This is a genomic window from Burkholderia sp. NLJ2 (assembly GCF_049487195.1).
GTDB classification, from domain to species: Bacteria; Pseudomonadota; Gammaproteobacteria; order Burkholderiales; family Burkholderiaceae; genus Burkholderia; species Burkholderia pyrrocinia.
Map to the genome: position 1 here is coordinate 454,992 of NZ_CP137808.1, position 23,385 is coordinate 478,376.

Consider the following 23,385-nt stretch of genomic DNA (forward strand, 5'->3'; position numbering starts at 1 on the left):
CATCATGGCTCTAGCTAAACGCATCATCCCCTGCCTGGACGTGACCGCCGGGCGTGTCGTCAAGGGCGTCAACTTCGTCGAGTTGCGCGACGCGGGCGACCCCGTCGAAATCGCCCGCCGTTACGACGACCAGGGCGCCGACGAACTGACGTTCCTCGACATCACCGCGACGTCCGACCAGCGCGACCTGATCCTGCCGATCATCGAAGCGGTCGCGTCGCAGGTCTTCATTCCGCTGACCGTCGGCGGCGGCGTGCGCGCCGTCGAGGACGTGCGGCGCCTGCTGAACGCGGGCGCGGACAAGGTCAGCATGAATTCGTCGGCGGTCGCGAACCCGCAGCTCGTGCGCGACGCGGCCGACAAATACGGCTCGCAGTGCATCGTCGTCGCGATCGACGCGAAGCGCGTGTCGGCCGACGGCGAGACGCCGCGCTGGGAAGTCTTCACGCACGGCGGCCGCAAGGGCACGGGCCTCGACGCGATCGAATGGGCGCGCAAGATGGCCGAGCTCGGCGCGGGCGAGATCCTGCTTACGAGCATGGACCGCGACGGCACGAAGTCGGGTTTCGACCTCGCGCTCACGCGTGGCGTGTCGGACGCGGTGCCGGTGCCGGTGATCGCGTCGGGCGGCGTCGGCTCGCTGCAGCATCTCGCGGACGGCATCAAGGACGGACGCGCCGATGCCGTGCTGGCCGCGAGCATCTTCCACTACGGCGAGCACACGGTCGGTGAGGCGAAGCGCTTCATGGCCGACCAGGGCATTCCGGTGAGGCTGTGATGAATACGGAAACGAAATCCCTGCCCGCGTGGCTCGACAAGGTCCGCTGGGACGACAACGGCCTCGTGCCGGTGATCGCGCAGGAAGCATCGACGAACGACGTGCTGATGTTCGCGTGGATGAACCGCGAGGCGCTGGCGAAGACGATCGAGACGCAGCGCGCGGTCTACTATTCGCGCTCGCGCAAGCGCCTGTGGTTCAAGGGCGAGGAGTCGGGCCACGTGCAGCACGTGCACGAGGTGCGGCTCGACTGCGACGAGGACGTCGTGCTGCTGAAGGTCGAGCAGGTGTCGGGCATCGCGTGCCACACCGGCCGGCATTCGTGTTTCTTCCAGAAATTCGAGGGCACCGTCGACGACGGCGACTGGGTCGCGGTCGAACCGGTGCTGAAAGATCCCGAACACATCTACAAATGACGCAATCGACCGAAGACACGCTGCTGCGCCTCGCGGCCGTGATCGATAGCCGCAAGGGCGGCGATCCCGATCAATCGTACGTATCGCGCCTGTTCCACAAGGGCGACGACGCGGTGCTGAAGAAGATCGGCGAAGAGGCGACGGAAGTCGTGCTGGCCGCAAAGGACGTGCGCCAGGGCGGCGCGCCGACCGCACTCGTCGGCGAGGTGGCCGACCTGTGGTTCCACTGCCTCGTGATGCTGTCGCACTTCGACCTGAGCCCGGCCGACGTGATCGCCGAGCTCGAGCGTCGCGAAGGACTGTCGGGCATCGAAGAGAAGGCGCTGCGCAAGCGCCGCGAGCGCGAGGAAAACGGCGGGTGACACGCATCGGCCCGCCGCGGTGGCGACTGCGGTAAGCTGTAAGAATTGTCATCTAACGGGGGTAGCATCATGACCGATACGCCAAGCCAGTTTCCGCCGCCGTCGGTGCCGGGGGCAGCGGACGCCGAACGCCTGAACGGGCTGCGCACGCTGACTCACGTGCTCTATGGCCTTTACGCGTTTCATTGGCTGACGGGCGGTGTCACGGGCATCATCGCGATCATCATCAACTACGTGAAGCGCGGCGATGTGGCCGGCACGCCGTACGCCGATCACTTCGAGTGGCAGATCCGCACGTTCTGGCGCGCGCTGATCGCGTATGTGATCGGGTTTGCGCTGGCGTTCGTGGTGATCGGATTCGCAGTGATGTTTGTCACATGGATTTGGACGCTGTACCGTATCATCAAGGGTTGGCTGTACCTGAACGACAACAAGACGCTCGATCCGCAAGCGTGGTTCTGACCGGCCGCGCACGGGCGTCTGCAGGAGCAACATGAGTCACGATCCGAATTGCCTGTTCTGCAAGATCGCCGCAGGCGAGATCCCGAGCACGAAGGTGCACGAGGACGACGAATTCGTCGCGTTCCGCGACATCCGCCCGGCGGCCGAGACGCATGTGCTCGTGATTCCGCGCCAGCACCTGCCGACGCTGTCGGCGGCGGGCGACGGCGATGCGCCGATGCTCGGCCGGCTGATGCTGCTCGTCGCGCGCCTCGCCGACCAGCTCGGCGTCGCGTATACGGGCGGCGAAACCGGTTTTCGCACGGTGATCAACACGGGCCCCGGCGGCGGGCAGGAGGTTTACCACCTGCACGCGCATATCCTGGCCGGCCCGCGCCCCTGGCATCGGATGGGTTGACGGCGCGGGGCGTTTCCCCGCATCGATAGTCGAAGCCGGCGCGTCGCCGGCGATTTGCGCCGCGCAACGGCGTGGTTGAGGAGAGGTTTCATCATGGGTGGATTGAGCATTTGGCACTGGCTGATCGTGCTGCTGATCGTCGCGCTGGTTTTCGGTACGAAGAAGTTGCGCAATATCGGCAACGATCTCGGCAGCGCGGTGAAGGGTTTCAAGGACGGCATGAAGGAAGGCGAAACGCCGGCGGACGCGCAGCAACTGCCGCGCTCGGGCTCGGTCGACGTCAACGCGAAGGAAACGACGCGTTCCGATTCGAACAAGGCGTAACGCCGGCACGCTGACAGGCATTCTCGATGCTGGATCTCGGTCTTACGAAGATGGCGCTGATCGGCGTCGTCGCGCTCGTGGTGCTCGGCCCCGAGCGCCTGCCGCGCGTCGCGCGTACGGCAGGCGCATTGTTCGGCCGCGCGCAGCGGTACATCAACGACGTGAAGGCCGAGGTCTCGCGCGAAATCGAACTCGATGCGCTGCGGACGATGAAGACCGATTTCGAGTCGGCCGCGCGCAATGTCGAGACGACGATTCACGACAACCTGCGCGAGCACGAGAAGGAACTGAACGACACGTGGCATTCCGCGGTCGGCGGTGTTGACGGGGCTTCCGGCGACGCCGGGTCGTACGGTTCCGACACGCCCGCGGCGCCGTCGTGGCGCGGCAGTATGGCCGCACTCGCGCCGAAGCGCCGCAACTGGCGTGTCAAGCAGGCGGCGACGCCTGTCTGGTACAAGCGCGCGACCACCCGCCGCACGCATGTGCAGTCGGGCGCCGCGCGTGTCGCGCGCCACCAGCCGGCCAGCCTGCGCCGGCCGACGCGCTTCTTCTGAGTCGAGCGCATGCTCGCTCGTTTATCCTACCGAGGGCCGGTGTGAGCGACCCCCAGCAGAACCCGGGCGACGCCCCGGAAGAAACCTTCATTTCCCATCTCGTCGAGCTCCGCGATCGCATCATTCGCGCGGGGCTGGCCGTGATCGTCGTGTTCCTCGGGCTCGTCTACTGGGCGCCCGACATCTTCAAGCTGCTCGCGCGGCCGCTGATGGAGAACCTGCCGAAGGACGGCAAGATGATCGTCACGGACGTCACGGGCTCGTTCTTCGTGCCGATGAAAGTCACGATGCTCGTCGCGCTCGTGATCGCGCTGCCGATCGTGCTGTATCAGATCTGGGCGTTCGTCGCGCCGGGGCTGTACCAGCACGAGAAGAAGCTCGTCGTGCCGCTCGTCGGCAGCAGCTACTTCCTGTTCCTGTGCGGGATGGCGTTCGCGTACTTCCTCGTGTTCCCGACGATCTTCCGCGTGATGGCGCACTACAACGCGCCGCTCGGCGCCGAGATGACGACCGACATCGACAACTACCTGAGCTTCGTGCTCGGGATGTTCATCGCGTTCGGGGTCACGTTCGAGGTGCCGATCGTCGTCGTGTTGCTCGTCCGGATGGGTGTGCTGACGGTGAAGAAGCTGAAGGAGATCCGGCCGTACGTGATTGTCGGCGCGTTCGTCGTCGCCGCGGTCGTCACGCCGCCGGACGTGTTCTCGCAACTGATGCTCGCGCTGCCGCTGATCGTGCTGTATGAGGCCGGGATCCTGGCCGCGCGGTTCGTCGTACCGAAGAAGCCGGCCGAAGAGGGCGAGGCGGGGAACGGCGAAGCCGCGAGTTGACGAGGGTGCACCGGGCGGCGCGCGGCGGATTGCCTTCTTCCGGCCATGCCTGATGCGGCCCGGTGGCGTTCTGGGCCGGAAAGCGGGCGTTGAAGCCATGTCCCCGGAACAAGGTCTTCGATGCAAAGCAAAAAGGGCAGCCAACGGCTGCCCTTTGTCATTTCCGTCCGTGGCCGGCACGCATCGGCGCGCCGCCCGCCGAACGTCATTCGGTATCGCTGTCCTGTTCGTCGAGCGTCTGCTTCGGCGGCGGCGGGCGCTTGCCGATCACGACGTTCACGTCGAACTCCTTGCCCTTGCGCACGACATGCACCTTGGTCGGCGTGCCAGGCTTGATCTGCGCGACGACGTTCAGCAGCTTCGTCGTATCGGTGATGTCCTCACCGTTGACGGTGACCAGGATGTCGCCCGGCTTGATGCCGGCCTTGTCGGCCGGGCCGCCCTGCAGCACGCCCGCGACGATCGCGCCGGATTTCTGCTGGAGCCCGAACGACTCGGCGATCTCCGGCGTGACATCCTGCGGCTCGACGCCGATCCAGCCGCGCGTGACCGAGCCCGTTGTGATGATGCTTTCGAGCACGGTGCGCGCGGTCGATACCGGAATCGCGAAACCGATGCCCAGCGAGCCGCCCGAGCGCGAGTAGATCGCCGTGTTGATGCCGAGCAGGTTGCCGTTCACGTCGACCAGCGCGCCGCCCGAGTTGCCGGGGTTGATCGGCGCGTCGGTCTGGATGAAGTTCTCGAACGTGTTGATGCCGAGGTGGTTGCGGCCGAGCGCGCTGATGATCCCCATCGTGACCGTCTGGCCGACGCCGAACGGGTTGCCGATCGCAAGCACGACGTCGCCGACCCGCGACTGGTCGGAGCGGCCGAGCGTGATCGTCGGCAGGTTCGTCATGTTGATCTTCAGCACGGCAAGATCGGTCTCGGGATCGCTGCCGATCACCTTCGCGGTGGCCGTGCGCCCGTCGGCGAGCGCGACCTCGATCTGGTCGGCGCCGTCCACGACGTGCTGGTTCGTTAGAATGTAACCTTCAGGGCTCACGATAACGCCCGAGCCAAGGTTGGCTGCCGGTTCGTCCTGCTGCTTGCGGGCGTTGCGGTCGCCGAAGAAGTAGCGGAACAGCGGATCTTTCGCGCGCGGGTCGGGCGGCAGCGAGCCGTCCTTGCTGGAGAATACGTTGACGACGGCCGGCATCGCCTTCTGCGCGGCTTCGGCGTACGACGTGGTCGCCGGCGCGCCGCCGATGCCAGGCGCGACTTCCCGCAGCGCAACGATCGGCGTGGCGAGCTGCTTGCCGAGCTGTCCTTGCCGTTGCAGCCATTGCGGCTTGAGCGTCACGACAATGAACATCAGCGCGAGCAGCACGGTAACCGCCTGCGCGAAGAACAGCCAGAAGCGTCTAAGCATCTGAATGGATTAGAGGTTTATATGGATCGGATCGAACTTGAATTGTACTTGAACAATACCCTTGAAACCGCGCGCTTCAAGGACTATTGCCCGAACGGCCTGCAGGTCGAGGGGCGCCGCAAGATCGAGAAGATCGCCACCGGCGTGACGGCGTCGCTCGCGTTCCTCGAGGCCGCGCTCGAATGGGGGGCAGATGCCGTGCTCGTCCATCACGGCTATTTCTGGCGCAACGAGGCGCCGCAGATCACCGGCCGCAAGTACCAGCGCCTGAAGCTGCTGCTCGCGAACGACCTGAACCTGTTCGCGTTCCACCTGCCGCTCGACGCGCATCCCGAATTCGGCAACAACGCGCAACTCGGCGAGAAGCTCGGGCTGATCGGCGAACAGCGTTTCGGCGACGGCGACCTCGGCTGGATGGCGACGTTGCCGATGCCCGTCACGCTCGAGCACCTCGTCGCGAAGGTCGAGCGCACGCTCGGCCGCACGCCGCTCGTGCTCGGCGATCCGGACATGCAACTGCGCCGCATCGCGTGGTGCACGGGCGCCGCGCAGAGCTATTTCGACGCGGCGATCGACGCCGGCGCGGACGTGTTCCTGACGGGCGAGGTGTCCGAATACGTGACGCACACGGCCGCCGAAAGCGGTGTCGCGTTCGTTGCGGCAGGGCACCATGCGACCGAACGTTACGGAATCCAGGCACTTGGCACCCACTTGTCCGAGGAATTCGATCTCGAACACCTTTTTATCGATATCCATAATCCGGTCTGAACGCCGGATTTGCGGCAGCGCATCGAAATCCCTCAATGTAGCGAGTGCTTAAAAGAGAAATGATTTAATCGCCCCGGTAGTGGGGGATAACCCTTAACTATCAATCACTTCGAAGGGATTTTCATCTCCGGGCCTTGTAAATGGCGACTCCATTCGAGCAAACTAGCGGCGGAATGGAAAGTCGTGACGGAAAATCCAACTCAGAAGTGGGGCGTGTGATGCGAGACAAGGAAGAGAAACGCGTCGACAGCGGCCGCCGTACCTGGCTGATTGCGACATCCGTAGCAGGTGGCGTGGGAGGCGTAGCCACCGTCATACCTTTCGCGGCGTCGCTTGCGCCGTCCGCGAAAGCGAAAGCGGCCGGTGCACCGGTCGAAGTCGACATCAGCAGCCTGAAGCCCGGCGAGATGGTTACCGTGCCGTGGCGCGGCAAACCCGTCTGGATCCTGAATCGCACGGATTCAATGCTGGCCGACGTGGTCAAGGCCGACAAGGAAGTGGCCGATCCGACCTCGAAGACTCCGTATTCGATGCCGTTGCCCGCGTATTGCGCCAACGAATATCGCTCGCGGACCGATCGCAAGAACATTCTCGTCGTGATGGCCGTGTGTACGCACCTCGGCTGCACGCCTAGCCAACGCTTCACGCCGGGTCCGCAGCCGAACCTGCCGGACGACTGGCCGGGCGGTTTCCTGTGCCCGTGCCACGGTTCGACCTACGATCTCGCCGGCCGTGTGTTCAAGAACAAACCGGCGCCTCAGAATCTCGACATCCCGCCCTACATGTTCACGTCGGCGACGACCCTCGTGATCGGCAAGGACGAGAAAGGAGAAGCGTGATGGCTGCCGACAACAAAGAAGTCTCCACGACAGGTCTCACCGGCTGGATCGACCAGCGCTTCCCGCTCACGGCCACCTGGAAGAAGCACGTTTCCGAGTACTACGCGCCGAAGAACTTCAACTTCTGGTACTTCTTCGGCTCCCTCGCGCTGCTTGTGCTCGTCAACCAGATCGTCACGGGTATCTTCCTGACGATGAACTACAAGCCCGACTCGACGCTCGCGTTCGCGTCGGTCGAGTACATCATGCGCGAGGTGCCGTGGGGCTGGCTGATCCGCTACCTGCACTCGACCGGTGCATCGATGTTCTTCGTGGTCGTCTACCTGCACATGTTCCGCGGGCTGCTGTACGGGTCGTACCGCAAGCCGCGCGAGCTCGTGTGGATCTTCGGCTGCGCGATCTTCCTGTGCCTGATGGCCGAGGCGTTCTTCGGCTACCTGCTGCCGTGGGGCCAGATGTCGTTCTGGGGCGCGCAGGTGATCGTGAACCTGTTCTCGGCGATCCCGTTCGTCGGCCCTGACCTGTCGCTGTGGATTCGCGGCGACTACGTCGTGTCCGACGTCACGCTGAACCGCTTCTTCGCGTTCCACGTGATTGCGATTCCGCTCGTGCTGGTCGGCCTCGTGATCGCTCACCTCGTCGCGCTGCATGAAGTGGGGTCAAATAACCCGGACGGCATCGAGATCAAGGCGAAGAAGGACGAGAACGGCATTCCGCTCGACGGCATCCCGTTCCATCCGTACTACTCGGTGCACGATTTCCTCGGTGTGTGCGTGTTCCTGATGGTCTTCGCGATGATCGTGTTCTTCTCGCCGGAAATGGGCGGCTACTTCCTCGAGGCGAACAACTTCGTCCCGGCGAACCCGCTGCAGACGCCGCCCGAGATCGCGCCGGTCTGGTACTTCACCGCGTTCTACGCGATGCTGCGCGCGACCACCGACCCGTTCAAGATCGTGCTGATGATCGTGATCGCGGTGCTCGGCGTGCTCGCGCTGATCCGCGCGCGCGGCAAGTGGAAGGCCGGGCTGCCGGTGCTGGCCGCGGCGATCGTCGTGTTCATGTACCTGACGGAGTCGAAGTTCTGGGGCGTCGTCGTGATGGGCTCGGCGGTGATCACGCTGTTCTTCCTGCCGTGGCTCGACCGCAGCCCGGTAAAATCGATCCGCTACCGGCCGCTGTTCCACAAGGTGTTCCTCGGGATCTTCGTCGCGGCGTTCCTGACCCTTGCGTTCCTCGGCACGCGGCCGCCATCGCCCATTGCGACGCTGATCGCGCAGGGCTGTGCGCTGATCTACTTCGCGTTCTTCCTCGGCATGCCCGTCTGGACGCAGCTTGGCACGTTCAAGCAGCCGCCGGAGCGGGTGCGCTTCAAGCCCCATTAATGTGAGCGAGGAGAGAACGACATGAAGAAACTGCTTTCGACACTCGCACTGATCGGGGCGACCGCGTGTGCGCTGCTGGTGGCACCGGGCGTGCGGGCGGAAGGTAATTTTCCGCTCGACCGGGCGCCCGATAACACGGAAAATCTCGTTTCGCTTCAGCACGGCGCGCAATTGTTTGTAAACTATTGCCTGAACTGCCACAGCGCGAACCTGATGCGCTACAACCGTCTGACGGATCTGGGCATATCCCCGAAGGAGATCGAAACGAATCTCCTGTTCACGACCGACAAGGTCGGGAGCACGATGTCCGTCGCGATGCGGCCCGAAGACGCGCAGAGCTGGCTCGGCACCTTGCCGCCCGACCTGTCGGTCGAGGAGCGCGCGCGCGGCCGCGACTGGCTGTATACGTATCTGCGGGGTTTCTACCGCGACGATACGCGGCCGTCCGGCTGGAACAACGCGGTGTTCGAGAACGTCGGCATGCCCCATGTATTGTGGCAACTGCAGGGGCAGCGCATTGCCAAATTCGAAGACAAGACGGACGAGGAGACGGGCGAGAAGGTCCACACGCTCGTCGGCTTCCAGCAGGTCACGCCGGGGACGCTGTCGTCACCCGACTATGACGCTGCGGTTGCCGACCTGGTGGCCTATATGACATGGATGTCCGAGCCGGCACAGCACACGCGCAAGCGCCTCGGCGTGTGGGTGCTGGTCTTTCTCGGTGTCCTGACTTTCCTGGCCTGGCGGCTCAATGCCGCGTACTGGAAAGATATCAAGTAAACACGCCTGACCGGCGTGGGGCCGGCGCAACGCGGAACCCGTGAAAGGGGTTTCGCCGCGTGCCGGCCCTCGGCTTTTTTGAGGAAACGCAAATATGATGGTTCTGTATTCCGGCACAACTTGCCCGTTCTCCCAGCGTTGCCGGCTGGTGCTGTTCGAGAAGGGCATGGACTTCGAAATCCGTGACGTCGACCTGTTCAACAAGCCGGAAGACATTTCGGTGATGAACCCGTACGGTCAGGTGCCGATCCTGGTCGAGCGCGACCTGATCCTGTACGAATCGAACATCATCAACGAGTACATCGACGAGCGCTTCCCGCATCCGCAACTGATGCCGGCCGACCCCGTGCAGCGCGCACGCGCGCGCCTGTTCCTGCTCAACTTCGAGAAGGAACTGTTCGTTCACGTCAGCACGCTCGAGAACGAGAAGGGCAAGGCAGCGGAGAAGAATCACGAGAAGGCACGCCTCGCGATCCGCGATCGCCTGACGCAGCTCGCGCCGATCTTCGTGAAGAACAAGTACATGCTTGGCGAGGAGTTCTCGATGCTCGACGTCGCGATCGCGCCGCTGCTGTGGCGCCTGGATCATTACGGCATCGAGCTGTCGAAGAATGCTGCGCCGCTGATGAAGTACGCGGAGCGGATCTTCAGCCGTCCGGCCTATATCGAAGCACTGACGCCGTCCGAAAAGGTCATGCGTCGTTGATGATGCAATGAAGGCAAGACGGAGAGGGCGGCGCGGCGTGCCGCGCGCCCGCTCCGGGTTCGAGGATTGTGATGCAAGAGATTTCAACGAAGCCTTATCTGCTGCGCGCGTTGTACGAGTGGTGCACCGATAACGGTTACACGCCGCATATCGCGGTGAGGGTCGACAACTCGACGCGTGTGCCGCGTCAGTTCGTGCGTGACGGCGAGATCGTGCTCAACATCAGCTTCGAGGCGACGAGCCAGTTGCAGATGGGCAACGAGTGGATCGAGTTCACTGCCCGGTTCTCCGGGAAGGCGCACAAGATCGAGATTCCGGTTGCCAACGTGCTCGCGATCTATGCGCGCGAGAACGGGCAGGGGATGGCGTTCCAGGTCGATGCGGTCGCGGGCGAAGGCGAGGATTCGGGCACGTTCGACGATGAAGCCGCGCAGGCGGGTGATGCGCAGCGCGACGAGGCGTCGGCTACGCTGACGCCGGTGGCAGACAGCGGCGCGAACGAGGAGCCCTCCGAAGGTGCCGACGAACCGCCGAAAACCGACGGCGATGGTGACGGCTCGAAAGGTAGCAGCAGACCTCGCCTCAAGATCGTGAAATGAGGTAGAATCTCGCGCTTACGCCGGCTTAGCTCATCTGGTAGAGCAGTTGATTTGTAATCATCAGGTGGCGGGTTCGAGTCCTGCAGCCGGCACCATATTGAACGAAGGGCCGGGAGATTTATTCTCCCGGCCCTTCGTCTTTTCGGTGGTCGCTTTTCCGGTCGGGGGGATTGTCGTGTGTCCCGGGCCGCGACACGCAGCTTAGCATTTTGACTTCGACCGATACGTCGAACGAATCTCCATCGCAAGAACATACAAGCGTCGCTTCTACGCGCTGGCTACTACAGCACGTCGCTCACGATTGACGCACTTCCGGATCTACGATTCGGGGTTGAGGTATCAGTTGAAGGATATCCGGAGCGGTTGAGGGCGGGCAGGGGCGGTGCGCTCGTGCCCAAGTGTTGCCGTTTTTGCTGAATTCGACTGTGTCCCCGCGCCACATTTCGAAACAAAGGGCTACGCGATGTTTGCGTAGCCCTTTGTCGTTTTCAAGTACCCTTTGATTGGGAGTCCAAGGCCACCCGTCTGACAAGGCGTATTGAATATGCTTCTGGATGTCATTCCGGGCACTCATTTTTTGATTCTTCACTTCATGTCAATGAGACTTTTTTGAAGATCAGGCAGGCGCGCTCTGGTTGATCTCGACCTCGTCTCGTAGATTGATTTTCGTTATCGTGGTGTTGATTATCACGATGGGTATCATGTACAACTTGAGCGCTTTTGCTGGGCGTACACCACTTGACGAATTGAGTGCGGGAGATTGGATGAAGCGATTGTTGATAGTGCCGTCCTTGCTAACGGTCCTGACATTTGTGGCGTCGACCATCATGACGGCTGCGCCTGCACACGCGGCTGCCCCGAATCAGAAGGATTCTGCTGCTTTGAATGCAGGCGAAAGTAGTGCGCCGTTCACGGCACAGGTTGTCGGACTGGAATGGCTAAACCCGCTACAGCGGCGCGACTATCCGACGGAATGGCAAATTCTCTGGACTTTGGGTCTTGTTCAACCGAACAAGAGCGATGATATGGTCCGGACGATGCCACTGAAATTTTCAGAACTTCAGTCAGTTGGTGCGCTTGTGTACGGCAACCAAGGATCGGAAACGTTCAAAGGCTTCTATCACAAGTACGTCCGCAAATTGCTTGGGCTGTTCGGTGATCGCTATGTGATGAACGCCAAATATTTCTACACGGTCAAGTCAAAGAGCAGGAGCGACTGGCGTGAACTGGCTGAAATGCGTGTCGAGTTCGCCATCCCGGAGCGACTTGATCCGGTGGAGGCAAAGACATTCTTCCAAGGTGAATTCGTCGACAACTATGAGATCGGAAATCCCTCAGCCAAAGATCTCTGGAGCCGTGATACGCCCCCCGACGTCCACGTCAACCAAGGCGGAGCGAACGCCGGTTTCACATCGCTGAACCGCGCGCTGGATTACTTGCAGGCCAACCCGGACAAAAGCGCATGGGTCATGAACTGGGACGCGCCGAGCTTTCCGCCAAAGGACGCGCAGATCAACGAGAACATGGTTGTGCTGTTTCTGGTCGGGCCGAACTTCAAGACGGAGCGTGAGCCGCTTGCATGGATCGGTCGCGCGGCGACGGGCAACGTCAAGGACTTCGAGGCGATGGCCGGCACCACACGGGCCGTGCAGGCGTGGAAAGCCGTGATTGACGGCGCTGCCCGCAATGCGGGCGTGACGGTGCCGTCGCTGAATTATGTGGTGCATGACGCCGGGCGCGGCGGCGAAGCGGCATCGGAACGGATCGGTGCGCTGTCGCAGACGTTGACCGAAGTGCTGCCGGACTACAACTTCAGCAAGCAGACGTTCAATACGCCGGCGTTGCTGGGCCCGATGGGAGCGGGTACGGCGTTGACGGATGTGGTGCTGGCGATCGGGCGAGCGAATCACCTCGGCGAGAAGGTGCTGGTTGCGGGGACGACGGATGCGCAGCACCCGACGGCGGTGGTGGTTGTGCCGCCGTCGAAAGTCACGCCGATCGACCCGGACAAGGACTGGTTCCGCGCGCGGGGCGAGAACAATGCCTATCTGCCGTGGTGGGGCCGTCGTCACGATACGGACTACGGCATGCAGGGTTACTCCTACTGATCGGACGGCAGACCATGCGCGGGATCATTTGAGTGGGCCCGTGTCTCTCGACGCAACCCTCGGCGCAGGTTCGGAAATGGACGACACCGAAATTCGGTGTTTTCGCTGCCACTGACGGGCATCGTTTGATCCCGGAATCGATTTGCGAGTGTATCGCCGGCCGTCTTGTGCGTTAGAGCCAGCGCTCTGTGGAATATTGTCAATTTCGGGGGGAGACAACCTTGTTTTTATGACAATTTGATAAAATCGCGCGAAACAGCGACAGCGTAGCCGAAGCTCGTGTGCCATAACGAATCAAACTGAGAGACCGTCGTGAATATCCGAGAAGCGTTCCGCAATTTCGTATCGGGGATTGATACGAATCGGCGCCCCGTGACACTGAACTGGGGTGCTTCACAAAAAGACCTGGGCGCGCAGCTTGCCTTGCAGCATGTGAGTATCCGCGAAAGCATGATGACCGGCATCGATGGCCGCCTGACTTGCGTTTCGCAAAACGGAAACCTCTCGCCCAAGCTTTTTATCGGTACACCCGTATCGGTCGGGCTGGTCACCGATCGCGGCGGCAAGCACGCAATCAACGCAATCATCAGCGCGGTTCAGGTCGGACGATCCGATGGTGAGCTCACGATCTACCAATTCACCGTGACCGATGCGGTGAATCTGCTCCACAAGCGCACCAATTCCCGTATTTTCCGCAACGTCAACGTGATCGACGTGCTCAACGTCGTGCTCAACGAATGGCGGCAGCGTAGCCAGACGCTCGCCCGTGCATTCGAGTTTGATCTGTCGGGACTGAATCTGTCCCGGTATCCGAAGCGTTCGTACATGCGTCAGGTCAACGAGTCGGATGCGCGCTTCGTGTCGCGACTCTTGCGCCGCGACGGCATCACGATGTTCGTCCATCCCGGGCGGGCGAGCGGCCAGTCGAAAGACGGTGAGCCGCCCGTGCACACGATGGTGTTCTGCGACGATCCGCACAAGCTGTCCGAAGGGCCATCGGGTACGGTGCGGCTGCACCCGCGCGATGCGGGCACCGAGGAGCGCGACACGATCACGGTGCTGACCATGCGTCAGGAATTGATCTCGGGCGAAGCAAGCCGGCCGACATGGGATTACCGGAAGGCGAACGTGGACCAATCGAGCCGACCGGCAGGCCTCGACCAGGGAGAAGCCGGCAACGATCTGGCCCAGTTGCTGACCGATATCGTGATCGAGAGTCCGCACGTGGCGGACTCGTGGGCGGATCTCGACCGGATCACCGAAGACCGGATTCTGGCGCGCGAAGCGCACGCGGTTCGTTACGACGGCAAGAGTGGCATCCGCGATCTCCAGATCGGCACCTGGGTAACGATCACGGGTGATTCGGACTGGAATGCACGACCCGCCGAGCAGCGACAGTTCGTGATCACGTCGCTGCATCACAACGTGTGGAACAACCTGCCGAAGGAACTGAGCGAACGGGCGCAGACGTTGTTCTCGACCAGTCACTCGCTCGAGCAGCCGCTGCTGACGGGTAACCAGGATCCGGCCGATCAGGATACGCGCTACGAGAACCAGTTCACGTGTGTGCCGCGAGGCACGCCGCTGACGCCGATCTACGACACGAAGATCGATTTGCCGCTCACGCCGTTGATCACGGGGCGCGTGGTCGGAAGCGGATCGGACGAAGTCACTTGTGACGAGACTGGCTGCGTGTACGTGATGATCCTGGGCCAGGACTCGGCGGATCATAAACATGCGCAAGGTGCGGGTACGAACGGGAACCTGGGTGACAGCGCGCCGATCCGTGTCGCATCGAGCCTGGCGGGGCCGACCTTCGGCCAGACCATCCTGCCGCGCGTCAATACCGAAGTGCTGTTGGGCTGCCTGGGCGGCGATCCCGATCGCCTGATCATCCTCGGGGTCTTGCCGAACGGCGCCAACATGCCGGCGTCATTCAGTCATACCGGCAGTTTGCCCGGTAACCGCTACCTGACCGGCATCAAGACGAAAGAGATCAGCGGGCAACGGTATAACCAGCTTCGACTCGACGATACGCCGCAGCAAATCAGTGCGCAGTTGGCGTCCGAGCACGCTCATTCCCAGTTGAATCTCGGGTATCTGACCCAGCCGCGCGATAACGGGCAAGGCGCCGATCGCGGCCAGGGCGCAGAACTTCGGACCGATGCCGCTGCGGCATTGCGCGCCGCGCAGGGGATGCTGTTGACGACCTACGCGCGTACCCAGGCGAGCGGCGGCCAGTTGGATCGTGACGAACTGATCCAGTTGCTCCAGCAGTGCACGGATCTGTTCAAATCGCTTGGCGATTATGCGGGGCAGCACGGCGGGCAAGCGACCGACACGGCGGGGCAGTCGACGCTCTCCGCCGCGTTCAAGAACTGGGGGCCGGGAACCGGTGGCAACGGTGCTTCGCAGGCGCTGATGGCATTCGGTGCGCAGGCCGGTTCGTTGAACATCACGCCGAAAACGCACGTGACCTACGCGGGCGAGAACATCGATCAGGTTGCCGCCAACCATCTGCAATTCACGAGCGGCCAGAAACTGAACATGCAGGCCGGCAACGGGCTGTGGCTGTTCGCCCAAAGTGCGGGCATCACGACGATCGCCAATCAAGGCAAGTTGCTGATGCAAAGTCAGAACGACGATACGCAGATCGATTCCGCGAAGAATTTCCAGGTGACGGCGGCGGGCGGCAAGGCGTCGGTGCTAGGCAAGGACCAGGTCGTGCTGATGACGTCCGGTGGCGCTTACCTGAAGCTGGACGGCGCGAACATCGAATTGGGCTGCCCCGGAACGTTCACGGTGAAGTCGGCCGGCCACTCGTGGCAAGGTCCCGCCAGCATGAGCGGCGAATTGCCGGCGTTCAGCCACTCGCCGCTCGGGCGGGTGCCGAAGCTGGTGAGGGCGACGGACGGGCAGCCTGCACCGGGATTCGATGCCGAGGTCAAGAAGATGTCCGGCGACCTGCTGGGCCAGAAAACCGATGAGGCAGGCAAGCTGCCGCCAATCAACGGCAACCAGTTCGAGCAACTGGCGGTGCAGTTCATCAAGAAAAATATCTGAGCATTCCGGGGAGTAACACATGACCGATTCATTTCTGAATCCGCTGGGCCCCTCGTCGCCCAGCGCGCCGCCGGCTGCGGGTGGCAATGCTGCTGCAAACGCGAGTGATCCGCCAAGCATCGTGATCGGCGAAGGCCAGGGGCCGACGCTCTTCGATATGCAAAACGAACTGATCTGCGTGAAGCAGCAGCCGCTGCCTGGCGTAATCATTTTCGTGCACGGCGTGAATTCGGAGGGTGAATGGTACAAGGGCGCGGAAGAGGGTTTGTGCAAGGGATTGAACCGACGGCTCGCCCGGCTCGATGATCAGTTGAGTCACAAGGGCGTGATTGGCGGTCAGATGAGTCCCGTTCAATATACGGATAGTCTGACACCGGACGGATTCCTGAATCCCAAGTTGTGGGCTGGAAATTATATTAAACCCGATCCTTCGTTTTCCCCGGTAATCCACTTCCGTTGGGGCTACAAGGCCAACAAGGAGGAGTTGAAGGAGTACGGGGACAAGATATTTCTGAACGAGAAGAACTACTGGGGCGGCGGCCCGTTTGCGAACGGTTGTTCGAGCTTGCCGGATCTGTGGCACGAGGGGCTCGACGACCGGATATTCGGGTGGATTTCTGTACAGGCGCTGAATCCAACGACACGCCCACTGTATCGAACCCCGCCACGTACTTACGGGGTCCTCGCCGCGCTGCGTCTGGCCAAACTGGTGGAATCGATTCGCAAGAAGCAGGCGAACGTGCCGATCACGATCGTGTGCCACAGTCAGGGGAACATGGTCGGATTGACGGCGGCGTTCTTCGGCGACCGGTTGGAGGCGGTGACCGACCGCTGGGGCAACACGGGGCGTTGCGTCGCCGATGCCTATGTGCTGGCGAATCCTCCCTATAGCGTCGCCAATACCGACACGGGAATGGATACCTGGGCTCAGCGGGATATCAAGGATTCCAAACACCGGCGTGGCCGCGAGACTTATGAGGCTCGCACAAAGACACTACGCGCGTTTCTCGACATCATTCGTGCCCGCTCTGCGTTCGAAATGCCTTCGGACAAGCTCGATAGAGAGATGGGCAATTGCAGGACATCGGAGAAAGGCAAACCGTATTCTGCCGATGCCGATCGGAAGTCACACGGCTTGAACGGCTACACCCATGGTCGCGTGACGCTGTATTGCTGCCCTCACGACCAGGTGATTTCCGCCGTAACGGTTCAGGGAATAGGATGGCGCGGGCTCGGGTATATCGACGACGACAAGAAAGAGCCGTCGAAGGAGCTGATAGATATCGGTGCGGAAGGCGTGCTCACGCAGCGGGTGTTTGCGACGCACTGGAAGGTGGGTGAAATTCGCGACTATCACTATTGGGAAAATGACTGGCGTCATGGGAAGGAGGGCACGACACCCGGTTTCTGGTTTCCGCCTTCCCCGCCGGCAAAATTTGGTCTGGTCCGCGCGTGGAGCGGAAACGAGAATCCGATCGCCAAGCTCTTCACCACGGCTTCCGCACCGGTTTTCTACCTGGTGACGCTGGTGACATCGAGTTTCAAGATGTTTCCTGTCAATGCGGATCCTCCGAAATACTGGACGGTGACTGCAAACGCGCCAGCGCTCGACGAGCCGTTCGCGCCGCAGACGTTCCGAAGTAATGATCCGCATAACCCGATCCTGATAAAGGATGGTAACGCCGAGAGCGATTTCAACGACGGCTACGATACACCCGCTGCGGCTCGGAACGCCCAAAAGGCGGACAAGAAATCCGATGATCCCTACGATACTTACCAATCGCAGTCGCCCGACGATGTAGCGAAAGGCGATGTCGGGAGCGAAGCTTCGCAACGTTACGAGGATCGCGCGATCCTGCGCATGCGTGCGCGTCGTGACGGTCGCAAGGCGTGGGTGGACGACAATGGCAACGTGATCGGTGAGGATGGCAAAAGCGACGCACCGGAAGGCTACAAGGACTGGCATAACGAGCAGGTAGTCGAGATTCTCGATGGGGGCAAATTAAACAACCCGACCAACCATTCGACCACGATGACGAATCCGGATCATGCGCAGAAAGCATTGGCGTACGACGTGGCGATCGGGTTGTGCTACTTGTCGCCCAAGGATTTGACCGAATTGCGGCTCGAAGCGGATTGGCGATTTGGGGAAGAAATGCCAGACAATCATTCGAATAATAAATATTCGGAGTACTTCCAATCTGGCACGCTGGCGCAGCACTCGCTGTCCAGATGGATTCGCGATGACGCTGAATCTCACCGGCCGGAGAAAATCGTAGATGAGCGTGAAAACGAGCTCTTTCTGAAAATTGGAGGGGTTGTATGATTGGGTTGATCTCGTCATGGCCCCGTAGACTGGCTGTAGCCATTGTAATGATGGTGATCGCAATGGGTAGCATGTACGTATTGGGTACGTCCGCCGGGCATACGCCTGCGGGCGGTTTGAATACTGGAGATTGGATGAAACGGCTATTGATAGTGCCATCTTTGGTGGCGGTTCTGGCATTCGTTGTGTCAACCATCATGGCGGCGGCGCCCGCGCAGGCGGCTGCCCCGAAGCAGAAAGATGCGGCTGCTCTGAATGCGGACGAAAGTGCGACACCGTTCACGGCGCAGGTTGTCGGACTGGAGTGGCTGAATCCGTTGCAGCGGCGCGACTATCCAACGGAATGGCAGATTCTATGGACCATGGGGCTCGCCAAGCCAAACAAAAACGACGACATGGTCCGTACAGATCCAAAGTCGTTTACGACACTTCAATCAGTCGCAGGGGTAGCCTATGGCAATCAAGGAACAGAGACGTTCAAAGGCTTCTATCACAAATACGTCGGTAAATTGCTTGGGCTGTTTGGTGATCGCTATGTGATGAACGCCAAATATTTCTACACGGTCAAGTCCAAGAGTAAGAGCGATTGGCGGGAATTGGCTGGTATCCGTGTGGAGTTTTCCGTTCCGGATCGGCTGGACGCTGGCGAGGCGCAGGCATATCTGCAGAAACGCATCATCAGTGAATTCAATATTGGAAACGATGAGTTCACCGATCTTTGGAGCAAAAACACCCCCCCCGACGTCCACGTCAACCAAGGCGGAGCGAACGCCGGTTTCACATCGCTGAACCGCGCGCTGGATTACCTGCAGGCCAACCCGGACAAAAGCGCATGGGTGATGAACTGGGACGCGCCGAGCTTCCCGCCGAAGGACGCGCAGATCAACGAGAACATGGTTGTGCTGTTTCTGGTCGGGCCGAACTTCAAGACGGAGCGTGAGCCGCTTGCATGGATCGGTCGCGCGGCGACGGGCAACGTCAAGGACTTCGAGGCGATGGCCGGCACCACACGGGCCGTGCAGGCGTGGAAAGCCGTGATTGACGGCGCTGCCCGCAATGCGGGCGTGACGGTGCCGTCGCTGAATTATGTGGTGCATGACGCCGGGCGCGGCGGCGAAGCGGCATCGGAACGGATCGGTGCGCTGTCGCAGACGTTGACCGAAGTGCTGCCGGACTACAACTTCAGCAAGCAGACGTTCAATACGCCGGCGTTGCTGGGCCCGATGGGAGCGGGTACGGCGTTGACGGATGTGGTGCTGGCGATCGGGCGCGCGAATCACCTCGGCGAGAAGGTGCTGGTTGCGGGGACGACGGATGCGCAGCACCCGACGGCGGTGGTGGTTGTGCCGCCGTCGAAAGTCACGCCGATCGACCCGGACAAGGACTGGTTCCGCGCGCGAGGCGAGAACAATGCCTATCTGCCGTGGTGGGGCCGTCGTCACGATACGGACTACGGCGTGCAGGGTTACTCCTACTAATCGGATAGCAGACCATGCGAGGGATCATTCGAGTGGGCGACGTCCATAGTCACGGCGGCTATGTCGAGACAGGTGCGGCAAACAGCGATGTGATGGGACGCGCGCCTGCGCGGGTCGGTGACCGCTGCACATGTCCGTTACATGGTCCGTGCGTTGTCGTCGAGGGGGATGGGCAGTTCGACATCGAGGGTGCGCATGCTGCATTTGAAGGCCACAAGACGTCATGCGGCGCCGTTCTGATTTCTTCGTTGCCGACGTCGGGACGTTCGTAATTCGCACTGTCCGGACAATTGCGTTGCGGTGGCGGAGGGTTCCGGGGGTACCCGCCACGCGGTCGAACGAGGGGCTACGCGATGCCGGTATAGTTCTTCATCGTTTCAACGTTCGCTCGTTCCGGCGGCATATCATCCCGTAGCGCAAGCCCCAGCCAAACATCGATCACATCTGCCTGAACAACCCCGCATACGCGCGACTGACCGGCAGCATCTCCCGCTGCCCGTGCACGCGAATCCGCAACCGTCCCAGCAGGTCACGCTCGACGCGATCGATCGCCGCATACGCGACGATCACGCCGCGGTGCACCTGCGCGAACCGCTCCGGATCGAGCCGCTGCATCAGTTCCTTCAGCGGCGTGCGAATCACGAGCCGTTCATTGGCCGTGACGACTTCCGTGTACTTGTCCGATGCCTGGAAATACAGCACGTCGTCGACCGATACGAGTCGCGTCGCATCCTTGACGCCCACGGTCAGCCAGCGGATCGGCGCCGTGTCTCGCGATTGCGCCGCCTGCGCGAGCGCATCGGCGTGCGCGACGGCCGGCCCGCCGCGCTGAAGCTTCGCGATACAGCGCAACAGCCGCTCGTCCGTCACCGGTTTAAGCAGGTAGTCGACCGCCGCGCGATCGAACGCGTCGACCGCATATTCGTCGTAGGCCGTGACGAACACGACATGCACGTCGGGTGCCAGCGCAGCGAGCTTCAACCCGTCGATGCCGGGCATCCGGATGTCGAGAAACGCGACGTCCGGGCGAGGCGATGCGTTCAACGCGGCCAGCGTTTCGACGCCGTTGCGCGGCATCGCGACGATCTCCAGTTCGGGCCAGAGCTGCCGCAGCCGCTGTGCGAGCGATGCGGACAGGTTCGGTTCGTCGTCGGCGATGAGGGCGGTCGGCATGTCAGTCAATCGGAATCAGCAGCGTGGCAGTGACGCCATGCCCGGCGCCGGCATTCGTCCCGACAGTGACGCGGCCGCGCTCGCCGTGCAGCGTCCTGATGCGCGCCGCGACGTTGGCGAGCCCGACGCCGCCATGCATGGGCGTGTCACCTTTGCCGAGGCCGACGCCCGTGTCGATCACGTTCAATTCGAGCATGTCGCGTCGCATCCGTCCGCGAATGACGATCACGCCGCCGTCGATCGATGGCTCGATCCCGTGCAGCAGCGCATTCTCGACGAGCGGTTGCAGCAGTAGCGGCGAGAACGGCAACGTGTGCAGATCCGCCGGGACGTCGATCGCATACGACAGCCGCTCGCCGAGCCGGATCGACGCGATCTTCAGCAATGCCTCGACGAGTTCGAGTTCCTCGCCGAGCGTCGACGTCGCATCTCGCGTGCGCCGGAGGCTCGCACGCAGGTAGCGGTTCAGGCTGTCGAGCATCGTCGTCGCGCGCGCCGGATCGCGCTCGATCAGGCTCTGCACGTTCGCGAGCGTATTGAACAGGAAATGCGGCTCGATCTGCGCCTGCAGCAGCGCCAGGCGCGCGGCCGTCTCGGCCTGGCGCGCTTCGGCGGCTTCGCGGCGTTCGGTTTCGAGCGTCGCACGCATGCGCATGGACTGCAGGAACAGCGACACGCACACGAACAGGACGGCCGACACGAGGAACGACGGCCCGTAGCTGTCCCATGTGACGATGCGTGCCGAACCGAACACATGGGGCACCTTCCCGCCGACGATCGCCGCCGCGATCTCGAAACCGGCGAAGACGCTGACCGGCGCGATCACGACGGCCTTCAGCGCGAGTCCCGACACGCGTGGCAGCAGCCGGTTGGCGGCAGCACTCAACAGCACCGCGCAGAAGCCGATGGTGTTGGCGACGACGAGGTAGGGGACGACGGGTTCGTTGAAATGGATGACCCAGAAGCCCAGGCCGACGACCGAGTTGAAGCACGCAAACCCGAGCAGCGCCATCGGGGCGCGCAGCCATCGCGGCGCGCGGCCAGCGGGCGGCGGCGGAATCGGCGAAGTGTCGGGCGTGGCTCGCATGATGTCGGGTGAGTGTGGGCGCGCGATGCGCGTATGGCCTGACCTTACCGCTGGATGCGCTGACGGCGCGCGAGTTGCGACGAACGGCGCACGGCTTCGACGAAGCGCATCGGCTGCCGACGGTTGGCCGGTTTCCTTCACGAGTGTAGTGGAACGCGTTGCGGAAGGACATCGGGCGGCGCCGGTTTCGCGCCGCGCCCGAAACGCCGATCGGTCGTCGAAGCGGGGCCTTTCGGAGGTTGCGGGTTGCCGGATTCGATGAAGCTTGAATCTTCCCGGCTCGCCGAACGACCGTCGCCACGATGCGCAGTTCGTCCGCGAATTCCTGCATCCCGTCGCAAGCCGCGCCGCCGGCACGGACCGGGCAGTACGGTGTAACCGTGTCCACTCCGATCAGGCGATCCGACCATGTCCACGCTCTTTCACCTGAAGACTTACGTATATATGACGTTCTGCGTGCTGCTTTACATCGGCATCAAACGCTGTTTTCCGCGCGAGGTGCCGGCGGCACGACCGCTGATCTCGCCCGTCGCGTTCGGGATGCTCGGCATCGTCAACCTGAACGGACGCTTTCCGCACGCCGGCATCGACGTGAATGCGATCGCGCTGGCTGCTGTCCTGACCGGCGCCGCGTTGGGCTGGCTGCATGCGAGCCGCTGGCGGCTCGTGTACCGTGCGACGCCGTCGGGCTTGCGCGTGCGCCTGCCCGGCGATGCGAGCCTGCTCGTCACGCTGATGCTGACCTTCGTCGCCGAAACCTGCATGCATTACGCGGTCGCCGCCCGCGAGCCGTGGGCGGCGGCGAGCGGCTTCGTGATGCTGTCGTTCGCGGTGTGGGGCGTGCTGGTCGGGATGCCGCTCGGGCGTGCGGTCAACGTGGTCGTGCGCTGCATGCGCCATGCGGGCGAATCGGCGCGTAGCGGCATCCCGTATTCGGTCGATCCGCGCTGACGGGCGCGAAACCGAAAGCAGAAAGCGGGAAAGCGCGCGACTGGCGGCCACGAGCGCGATGCAGTTCGTCATCGGCCAGCGGGGCGGCATCGGGCCGAACGTGCGGTGACGCGTGCCGTTGTGCCCCCGTTTTTGCTGTCACGGTCGCGTCACGATGCGCCCATAAGGTTGCACGTTCCCGTCGCGGCGGCATCGCCGGAACCGGGGCGTGCGCAACCTGCTTCCGACGACGTGCCCGCGTCGCGGGCGGGCAACCGGGATCTCGCTCCCGGCCGCGCACCGTTCATGCATTCCACCATTTCATTCAAAAACAGGATCGACGCCGGTTCGCATCGGATCGCGGACGATCAGGAGACAGGGACCATGTTGAGTCCGCATGAATTCTCGATGCTGCTGCGCATTGCGCGTACGCCGGACAGCGTCGATCAATCGAATCCGGCCTTCGCCGTGCTGGTCGAGAAGCGGCTGGTCGTCGATACGCAGGTGCGCATGAACGCGGTGGCGGCGCGTCCGGCGCTGACGCCGATCGGCCAGATGCTGCTGGCGCGCTTCGACGAAGCGGCCTGAGAGGAAGCGTCACGCCTTCAT

Annotated in this window: 24 protein-coding genes and 1 tRNA gene; 22 read left to right on the forward strand and 3 right to left on the reverse strand. The window is 62.3% G+C overall.

Annotated elements, in window-relative coordinates; genetic code table 11:
• Positions 1–4 precede the first annotated feature (4 nt).
• From hisF to tatC, 8 genes are all read left to right on the forward strand, one after another.
• Positions 5–778, forward strand: coding sequence for an imidazole glycerol phosphate synthase subunit HisF (hisF, locus tag R9B84_RS02070; protein ID WP_047899625.1), 774 nt, complete (start codon positions 5–7; stop codon positions 776–778).
• Positions 778–1,194 (forward strand): phosphoribosyl-AMP cyclohydrolase, encoded by a 417-nt coding sequence (hisI, locus tag R9B84_RS02075; RefSeq protein WP_047899626.1) that lies wholly within the window; start codon positions 778–780, stop codon positions 1,192–1,194. The genes hisF and hisI overlap by 1 nt, the downstream gene beginning before the upstream one ends.
• Complete coding sequence (locus R9B84_RS02080) at positions 1,191–1,556, forward strand: phosphoribosyl-ATP diphosphatase (protein ID WP_006485344.1); 366 nt, start codon at positions 1,191–1,193, stop codon at positions 1,554–1,556. The genes hisI and R9B84_RS02080 overlap by 4 nt, the downstream gene beginning before the upstream one ends.
• Positions 1,557–1,625: 69 nt before the next feature.
• Positions 1,626–2,018, forward strand: a complete 393-nt coding sequence (locus R9B84_RS02085) for a DUF4870 family protein (RefSeq protein ID WP_047899627.1) — start codon at positions 1,626–1,628, stop codon at positions 2,016–2,018.
• Between the two features lie 31 nt (positions 2,019–2,049).
• Positions 2,050–2,415, forward strand: coding sequence for a histidine triad nucleotide-binding protein (locus tag R9B84_RS02090; RefSeq protein ID WP_262540508.1), 366 nt, complete (start codon positions 2,050–2,052; stop codon positions 2,413–2,415).
• 93 nt (positions 2,416–2,508) lie between these two features.
• The gene (gene tatA, locus R9B84_RS02095) at positions 2,509–2,739 is read left to right on the forward strand and encodes a Sec-independent protein translocase subunit TatA (protein ID WP_034183658.1); all 231 of its coding nucleotides are present in this window, start codon (positions 2,509–2,511) and stop codon (positions 2,737–2,739) included.
• Positions 2,740–2,765: 26 nt separating this feature from the next.
• Positions 2,766–3,296 carry a Sec-independent protein translocase protein TatB gene (gene tatB / locus R9B84_RS02100; protein WP_342308493.1) on the forward strand — a complete coding sequence of 177 codons (531 nt, stop codon included), beginning with the start codon at positions 2,766–2,768 and terminating at the stop codon, positions 3,294–3,296.
• A gap of 41 nt (positions 3,297–3,337) precedes the next feature.
• Entirely contained in the window at positions 3,338–4,126 is a 789-nt protein-coding gene (gene tatC, locus R9B84_RS02105; RefSeq protein WP_338638889.1) for a twin-arginine translocase subunit TatC, read from the forward strand.
• A 205-nt stretch (positions 4,127–4,331) separates the two neighbouring features.
• Here tatC and R9B84_RS02110 read toward each other — a convergent pair whose 3' ends face one another.
• On the reverse strand, positions 4,332–5,537 hold the full coding sequence (locus R9B84_RS02110) for a Do family serine endopeptidase (RefSeq protein WP_047899631.1): 1,206 nt from the start codon (positions 5,535–5,537) through the stop codon (positions 4,332–4,334).
• A 21-nt stretch (positions 5,538–5,558) separates the two neighbouring features.
• Here R9B84_RS02110 and R9B84_RS02115 point away from each other — a divergent pair, with 21 nt between their 5' ends.
• The 12 genes from R9B84_RS02115 (at position 5,559) to R9B84_RS02170 (ending at position 19,858) form a co-directional block, all read left to right on the forward strand.
• The gene (locus R9B84_RS02115) at positions 5,559–6,305 is read left to right on the forward strand and encodes a Nif3-like dinuclear metal center hexameric protein (RefSeq protein ID WP_423759035.1); all 747 of its coding nucleotides are present in this window, start codon (positions 5,559–5,561) and stop codon (positions 6,303–6,305) included.
• A 218-nt stretch (positions 6,306–6,523) separates the two neighbouring features.
• Positions 6,524–7,144, forward strand: a complete 621-nt coding sequence (petA, locus tag R9B84_RS02120) for a ubiquinol-cytochrome c reductase iron-sulfur subunit (protein WP_096472300.1) — start codon at positions 6,524–6,526, stop codon at positions 7,142–7,144.
• The gene (locus R9B84_RS02125; RefSeq protein WP_423759036.1) at positions 7,144–8,526 is read left to right on the forward strand and encodes a cytochrome b; all 1,383 of its coding nucleotides are present in this window, start codon (positions 7,144–7,146) and stop codon (positions 8,524–8,526) included. The genes petA and R9B84_RS02125 overlap by 1 nt, the downstream gene beginning before the upstream one ends.
• A 21-nt stretch (positions 8,527–8,547) precedes the next feature.
• Entirely contained in the window at positions 8,548–9,306 is a 759-nt protein-coding gene (locus R9B84_RS02130) for a cytochrome c1 (RefSeq protein ID WP_423759037.1), read from the forward strand.
• 94 nt (positions 9,307–9,400) lie between these two features.
• Positions 9,401–10,012 carry a glutathione S-transferase N-terminal domain-containing protein gene (locus R9B84_RS02135; protein WP_006400565.1) on the forward strand — a complete coding sequence of 204 codons (612 nt, stop codon included), beginning with the start codon at positions 9,401–9,403 and terminating at the stop codon, positions 10,010–10,012.
• A gap of 71 nt (positions 10,013–10,083) precedes the next feature.
• Complete coding sequence (locus R9B84_RS02140; RefSeq protein WP_423759038.1) at positions 10,084–10,611, forward strand: ClpXP protease specificity-enhancing factor; 528 nt, start codon at positions 10,084–10,086, stop codon at positions 10,609–10,611.
• 19 nt (positions 10,612–10,630) lie between these two features.
• A tRNA-Thr gene (locus R9B84_RS02145) sits at positions 10,631–10,706 on the forward strand.
• A gap of 543 nt (positions 10,707–11,249) precedes the next feature.
• The gene (locus R9B84_RS02150; protein WP_423759947.1) at positions 11,250–12,719 is read left to right on the forward strand and encodes a virulence factor; all 1,470 of its coding nucleotides are present in this window, start codon (positions 11,250–11,252) and stop codon (positions 12,717–12,719) included.
• A 312-nt stretch (positions 12,720–13,031) separates the two neighbouring features.
• A complete protein-coding gene (locus tag R9B84_RS02155) occupies positions 13,032–15,782 on the forward strand; it encodes a type VI secretion system Vgr family protein (protein ID WP_423759039.1) in 2,751 nt (916 codons plus the stop codon).
• A 19-nt stretch (positions 15,783–15,801) separates the two neighbouring features.
• Positions 15,802–18,108, forward strand: coding sequence for a T6SS effector phospholipase Tle3 domain-containing protein (locus R9B84_RS02160; protein ID WP_423759040.1), 2,307 nt, complete (start codon positions 15,802–15,804; stop codon positions 18,106–18,108).
• A 134-nt stretch (positions 18,109–18,242) separates the two neighbouring features.
• A complete protein-coding gene (locus tag R9B84_RS02165; protein ID WP_423759041.1) occupies positions 18,243–19,586 on the forward strand; it encodes a virulence factor in 1,344 nt (447 codons plus the stop codon).
• Between the two features lie 14 nt (positions 19,587–19,600).
• Positions 19,601–19,858: a PAAR domain-containing protein gene (locus tag R9B84_RS02170; protein WP_083214384.1), complete on the forward strand. Its 258-nt coding sequence runs from the start codon at positions 19,601–19,603 to the stop codon at positions 19,856–19,858.
• Positions 19,859–20,024: 166 nt separating this feature from the next.
• Here the strand turns inward: R9B84_RS02170 and R9B84_RS02175 are convergent, their stop codons facing one another.
• Positions 20,025–20,759, reverse strand: a complete 735-nt coding sequence (locus R9B84_RS02175) for a LytR/AlgR family response regulator transcription factor (protein ID WP_423759042.1) — start codon at positions 20,757–20,759, stop codon at positions 20,025–20,027.
• A 1-nt stretch (position 20,760) separates the two neighbouring features.
• A complete protein-coding gene (locus tag R9B84_RS02180; protein ID WP_423759948.1) occupies positions 20,761–21,846 on the reverse strand; it encodes a sensor histidine kinase in 1,086 nt (361 codons plus the stop codon).
• A 408-nt stretch (positions 21,847–22,254) separates the two neighbouring features.
• Here R9B84_RS02180 and R9B84_RS02185 point away from each other — a divergent pair, with 408 nt between their 5' ends.
• Both R9B84_RS02185 and R9B84_RS02190 read left to right on the forward strand, forming a co-directional pair.
• A complete protein-coding gene (locus tag R9B84_RS02185; protein WP_423759043.1) occupies positions 22,255–22,797 on the forward strand; it encodes a hypothetical protein in 543 nt (180 codons plus the stop codon).
• A 363-nt stretch (positions 22,798–23,160) separates the two neighbouring features.
• Entirely contained in the window at positions 23,161–23,364 is a 204-nt protein-coding gene (locus R9B84_RS02190) for a hypothetical protein (RefSeq protein ID WP_047899640.1), read from the forward strand.
• The last annotated feature ends 21 nt before the right edge of the window (positions 23,365–23,385 follow it).

Coding starts and splice junctions, on each gene's coding strand:
- hisF (WP_047899625.1), top strand. CDS start 5: ATGGCTCTAGCTAAACGCATCATCCCCTGCCTGGACGTGACCGCCGGG.
- hisI (WP_047899626.1), top strand. CDS start 778: ATGAATACGGAAACGAAATCCCTGCCCGCGTGGCTCGACAAGGTCCGC.
- R9B84_RS02080 (WP_006485344.1), top strand. CDS start 1,191: ATGACGCAATCGACCGAAGACACGCTGCTGCGCCTCGCGGCCGTGATC.
- R9B84_RS02085 (WP_047899627.1), top strand. CDS start 1,626: ATGACCGATACGCCAAGCCAGTTTCCGCCGCCGTCGGTGCCGGGGGCA.
- R9B84_RS02090 (WP_262540508.1), top strand. CDS start 2,050: ATGAGTCACGATCCGAATTGCCTGTTCTGCAAGATCGCCGCAGGCGAG.
- tatA (WP_034183658.1), top strand. CDS start 2,509: ATGGGTGGATTGAGCATTTGGCACTGGCTGATCGTGCTGCTGATCGTC.
- tatB (WP_342308493.1), top strand. CDS start 2,766: ATGCTGGATCTCGGTCTTACGAAGATGGCGCTGATCGGCGTCGTCGCG.
- R9B84_RS02110 (WP_047899631.1), bottom strand. CDS start 5,537: ATGCTTAGACGCTTCTGGCTGTTCTTCGCGCAGGCGGTTACCGTGCTG.
- R9B84_RS02115 (WP_423759035.1), top strand. CDS start 5,559: ATGGATCGGATCGAACTTGAATTGTACTTGAACAATACCCTTGAAACC.
- petA (WP_096472300.1), top strand. CDS start 6,524: ATGCGAGACAAGGAAGAGAAACGCGTCGACAGCGGCCGCCGTACCTGG.
- R9B84_RS02125 (WP_423759036.1), top strand. CDS start 7,144: ATGGCTGCCGACAACAAAGAAGTCTCCACGACAGGTCTCACCGGCTGG.
- R9B84_RS02130 (WP_423759037.1), top strand. CDS start 8,548: ATGAAGAAACTGCTTTCGACACTCGCACTGATCGGGGCGACCGCGTGT.
- R9B84_RS02135 (WP_006400565.1), top strand. CDS start 9,401: ATGATGGTTCTGTATTCCGGCACAACTTGCCCGTTCTCCCAGCGTTGC.
- R9B84_RS02140 (WP_423759038.1), top strand. CDS start 10,084: ATGCAAGAGATTTCAACGAAGCCTTATCTGCTGCGCGCGTTGTACGAG.
- R9B84_RS02160 (WP_423759040.1), top strand. CDS start 15,802: ATGACCGATTCATTTCTGAATCCGCTGGGCCCCTCGTCGCCCAGCGCG.
- R9B84_RS02165 (WP_423759041.1), top strand. CDS start 18,243: ATGAAACGGCTATTGATAGTGCCATCTTTGGTGGCGGTTCTGGCATTC.
- R9B84_RS02170 (WP_083214384.1), top strand. CDS start 19,601: ATGCGAGGGATCATTCGAGTGGGCGACGTCCATAGTCACGGCGGCTAT.
- R9B84_RS02175 (WP_423759042.1), bottom strand. CDS start 20,759: ATGCCGACCGCCCTCATCGCCGACGACGAACCGAACCTGTCCGCATCG.
- R9B84_RS02180 (WP_423759948.1), bottom strand. CDS start 21,846: ATGCGAGCCACGCCCGACACTTCGCCGATTCCGCCGCCGCCCGCTGGC.
- R9B84_RS02185 (WP_423759043.1), top strand. CDS start 22,255: ATGTCCACGCTCTTTCACCTGAAGACTTACGTATATATGACGTTCTGC.
- R9B84_RS02190 (WP_047899640.1), top strand. CDS start 23,161: ATGTTGAGTCCGCATGAATTCTCGATGCTGCTGCGCATTGCGCGTACG.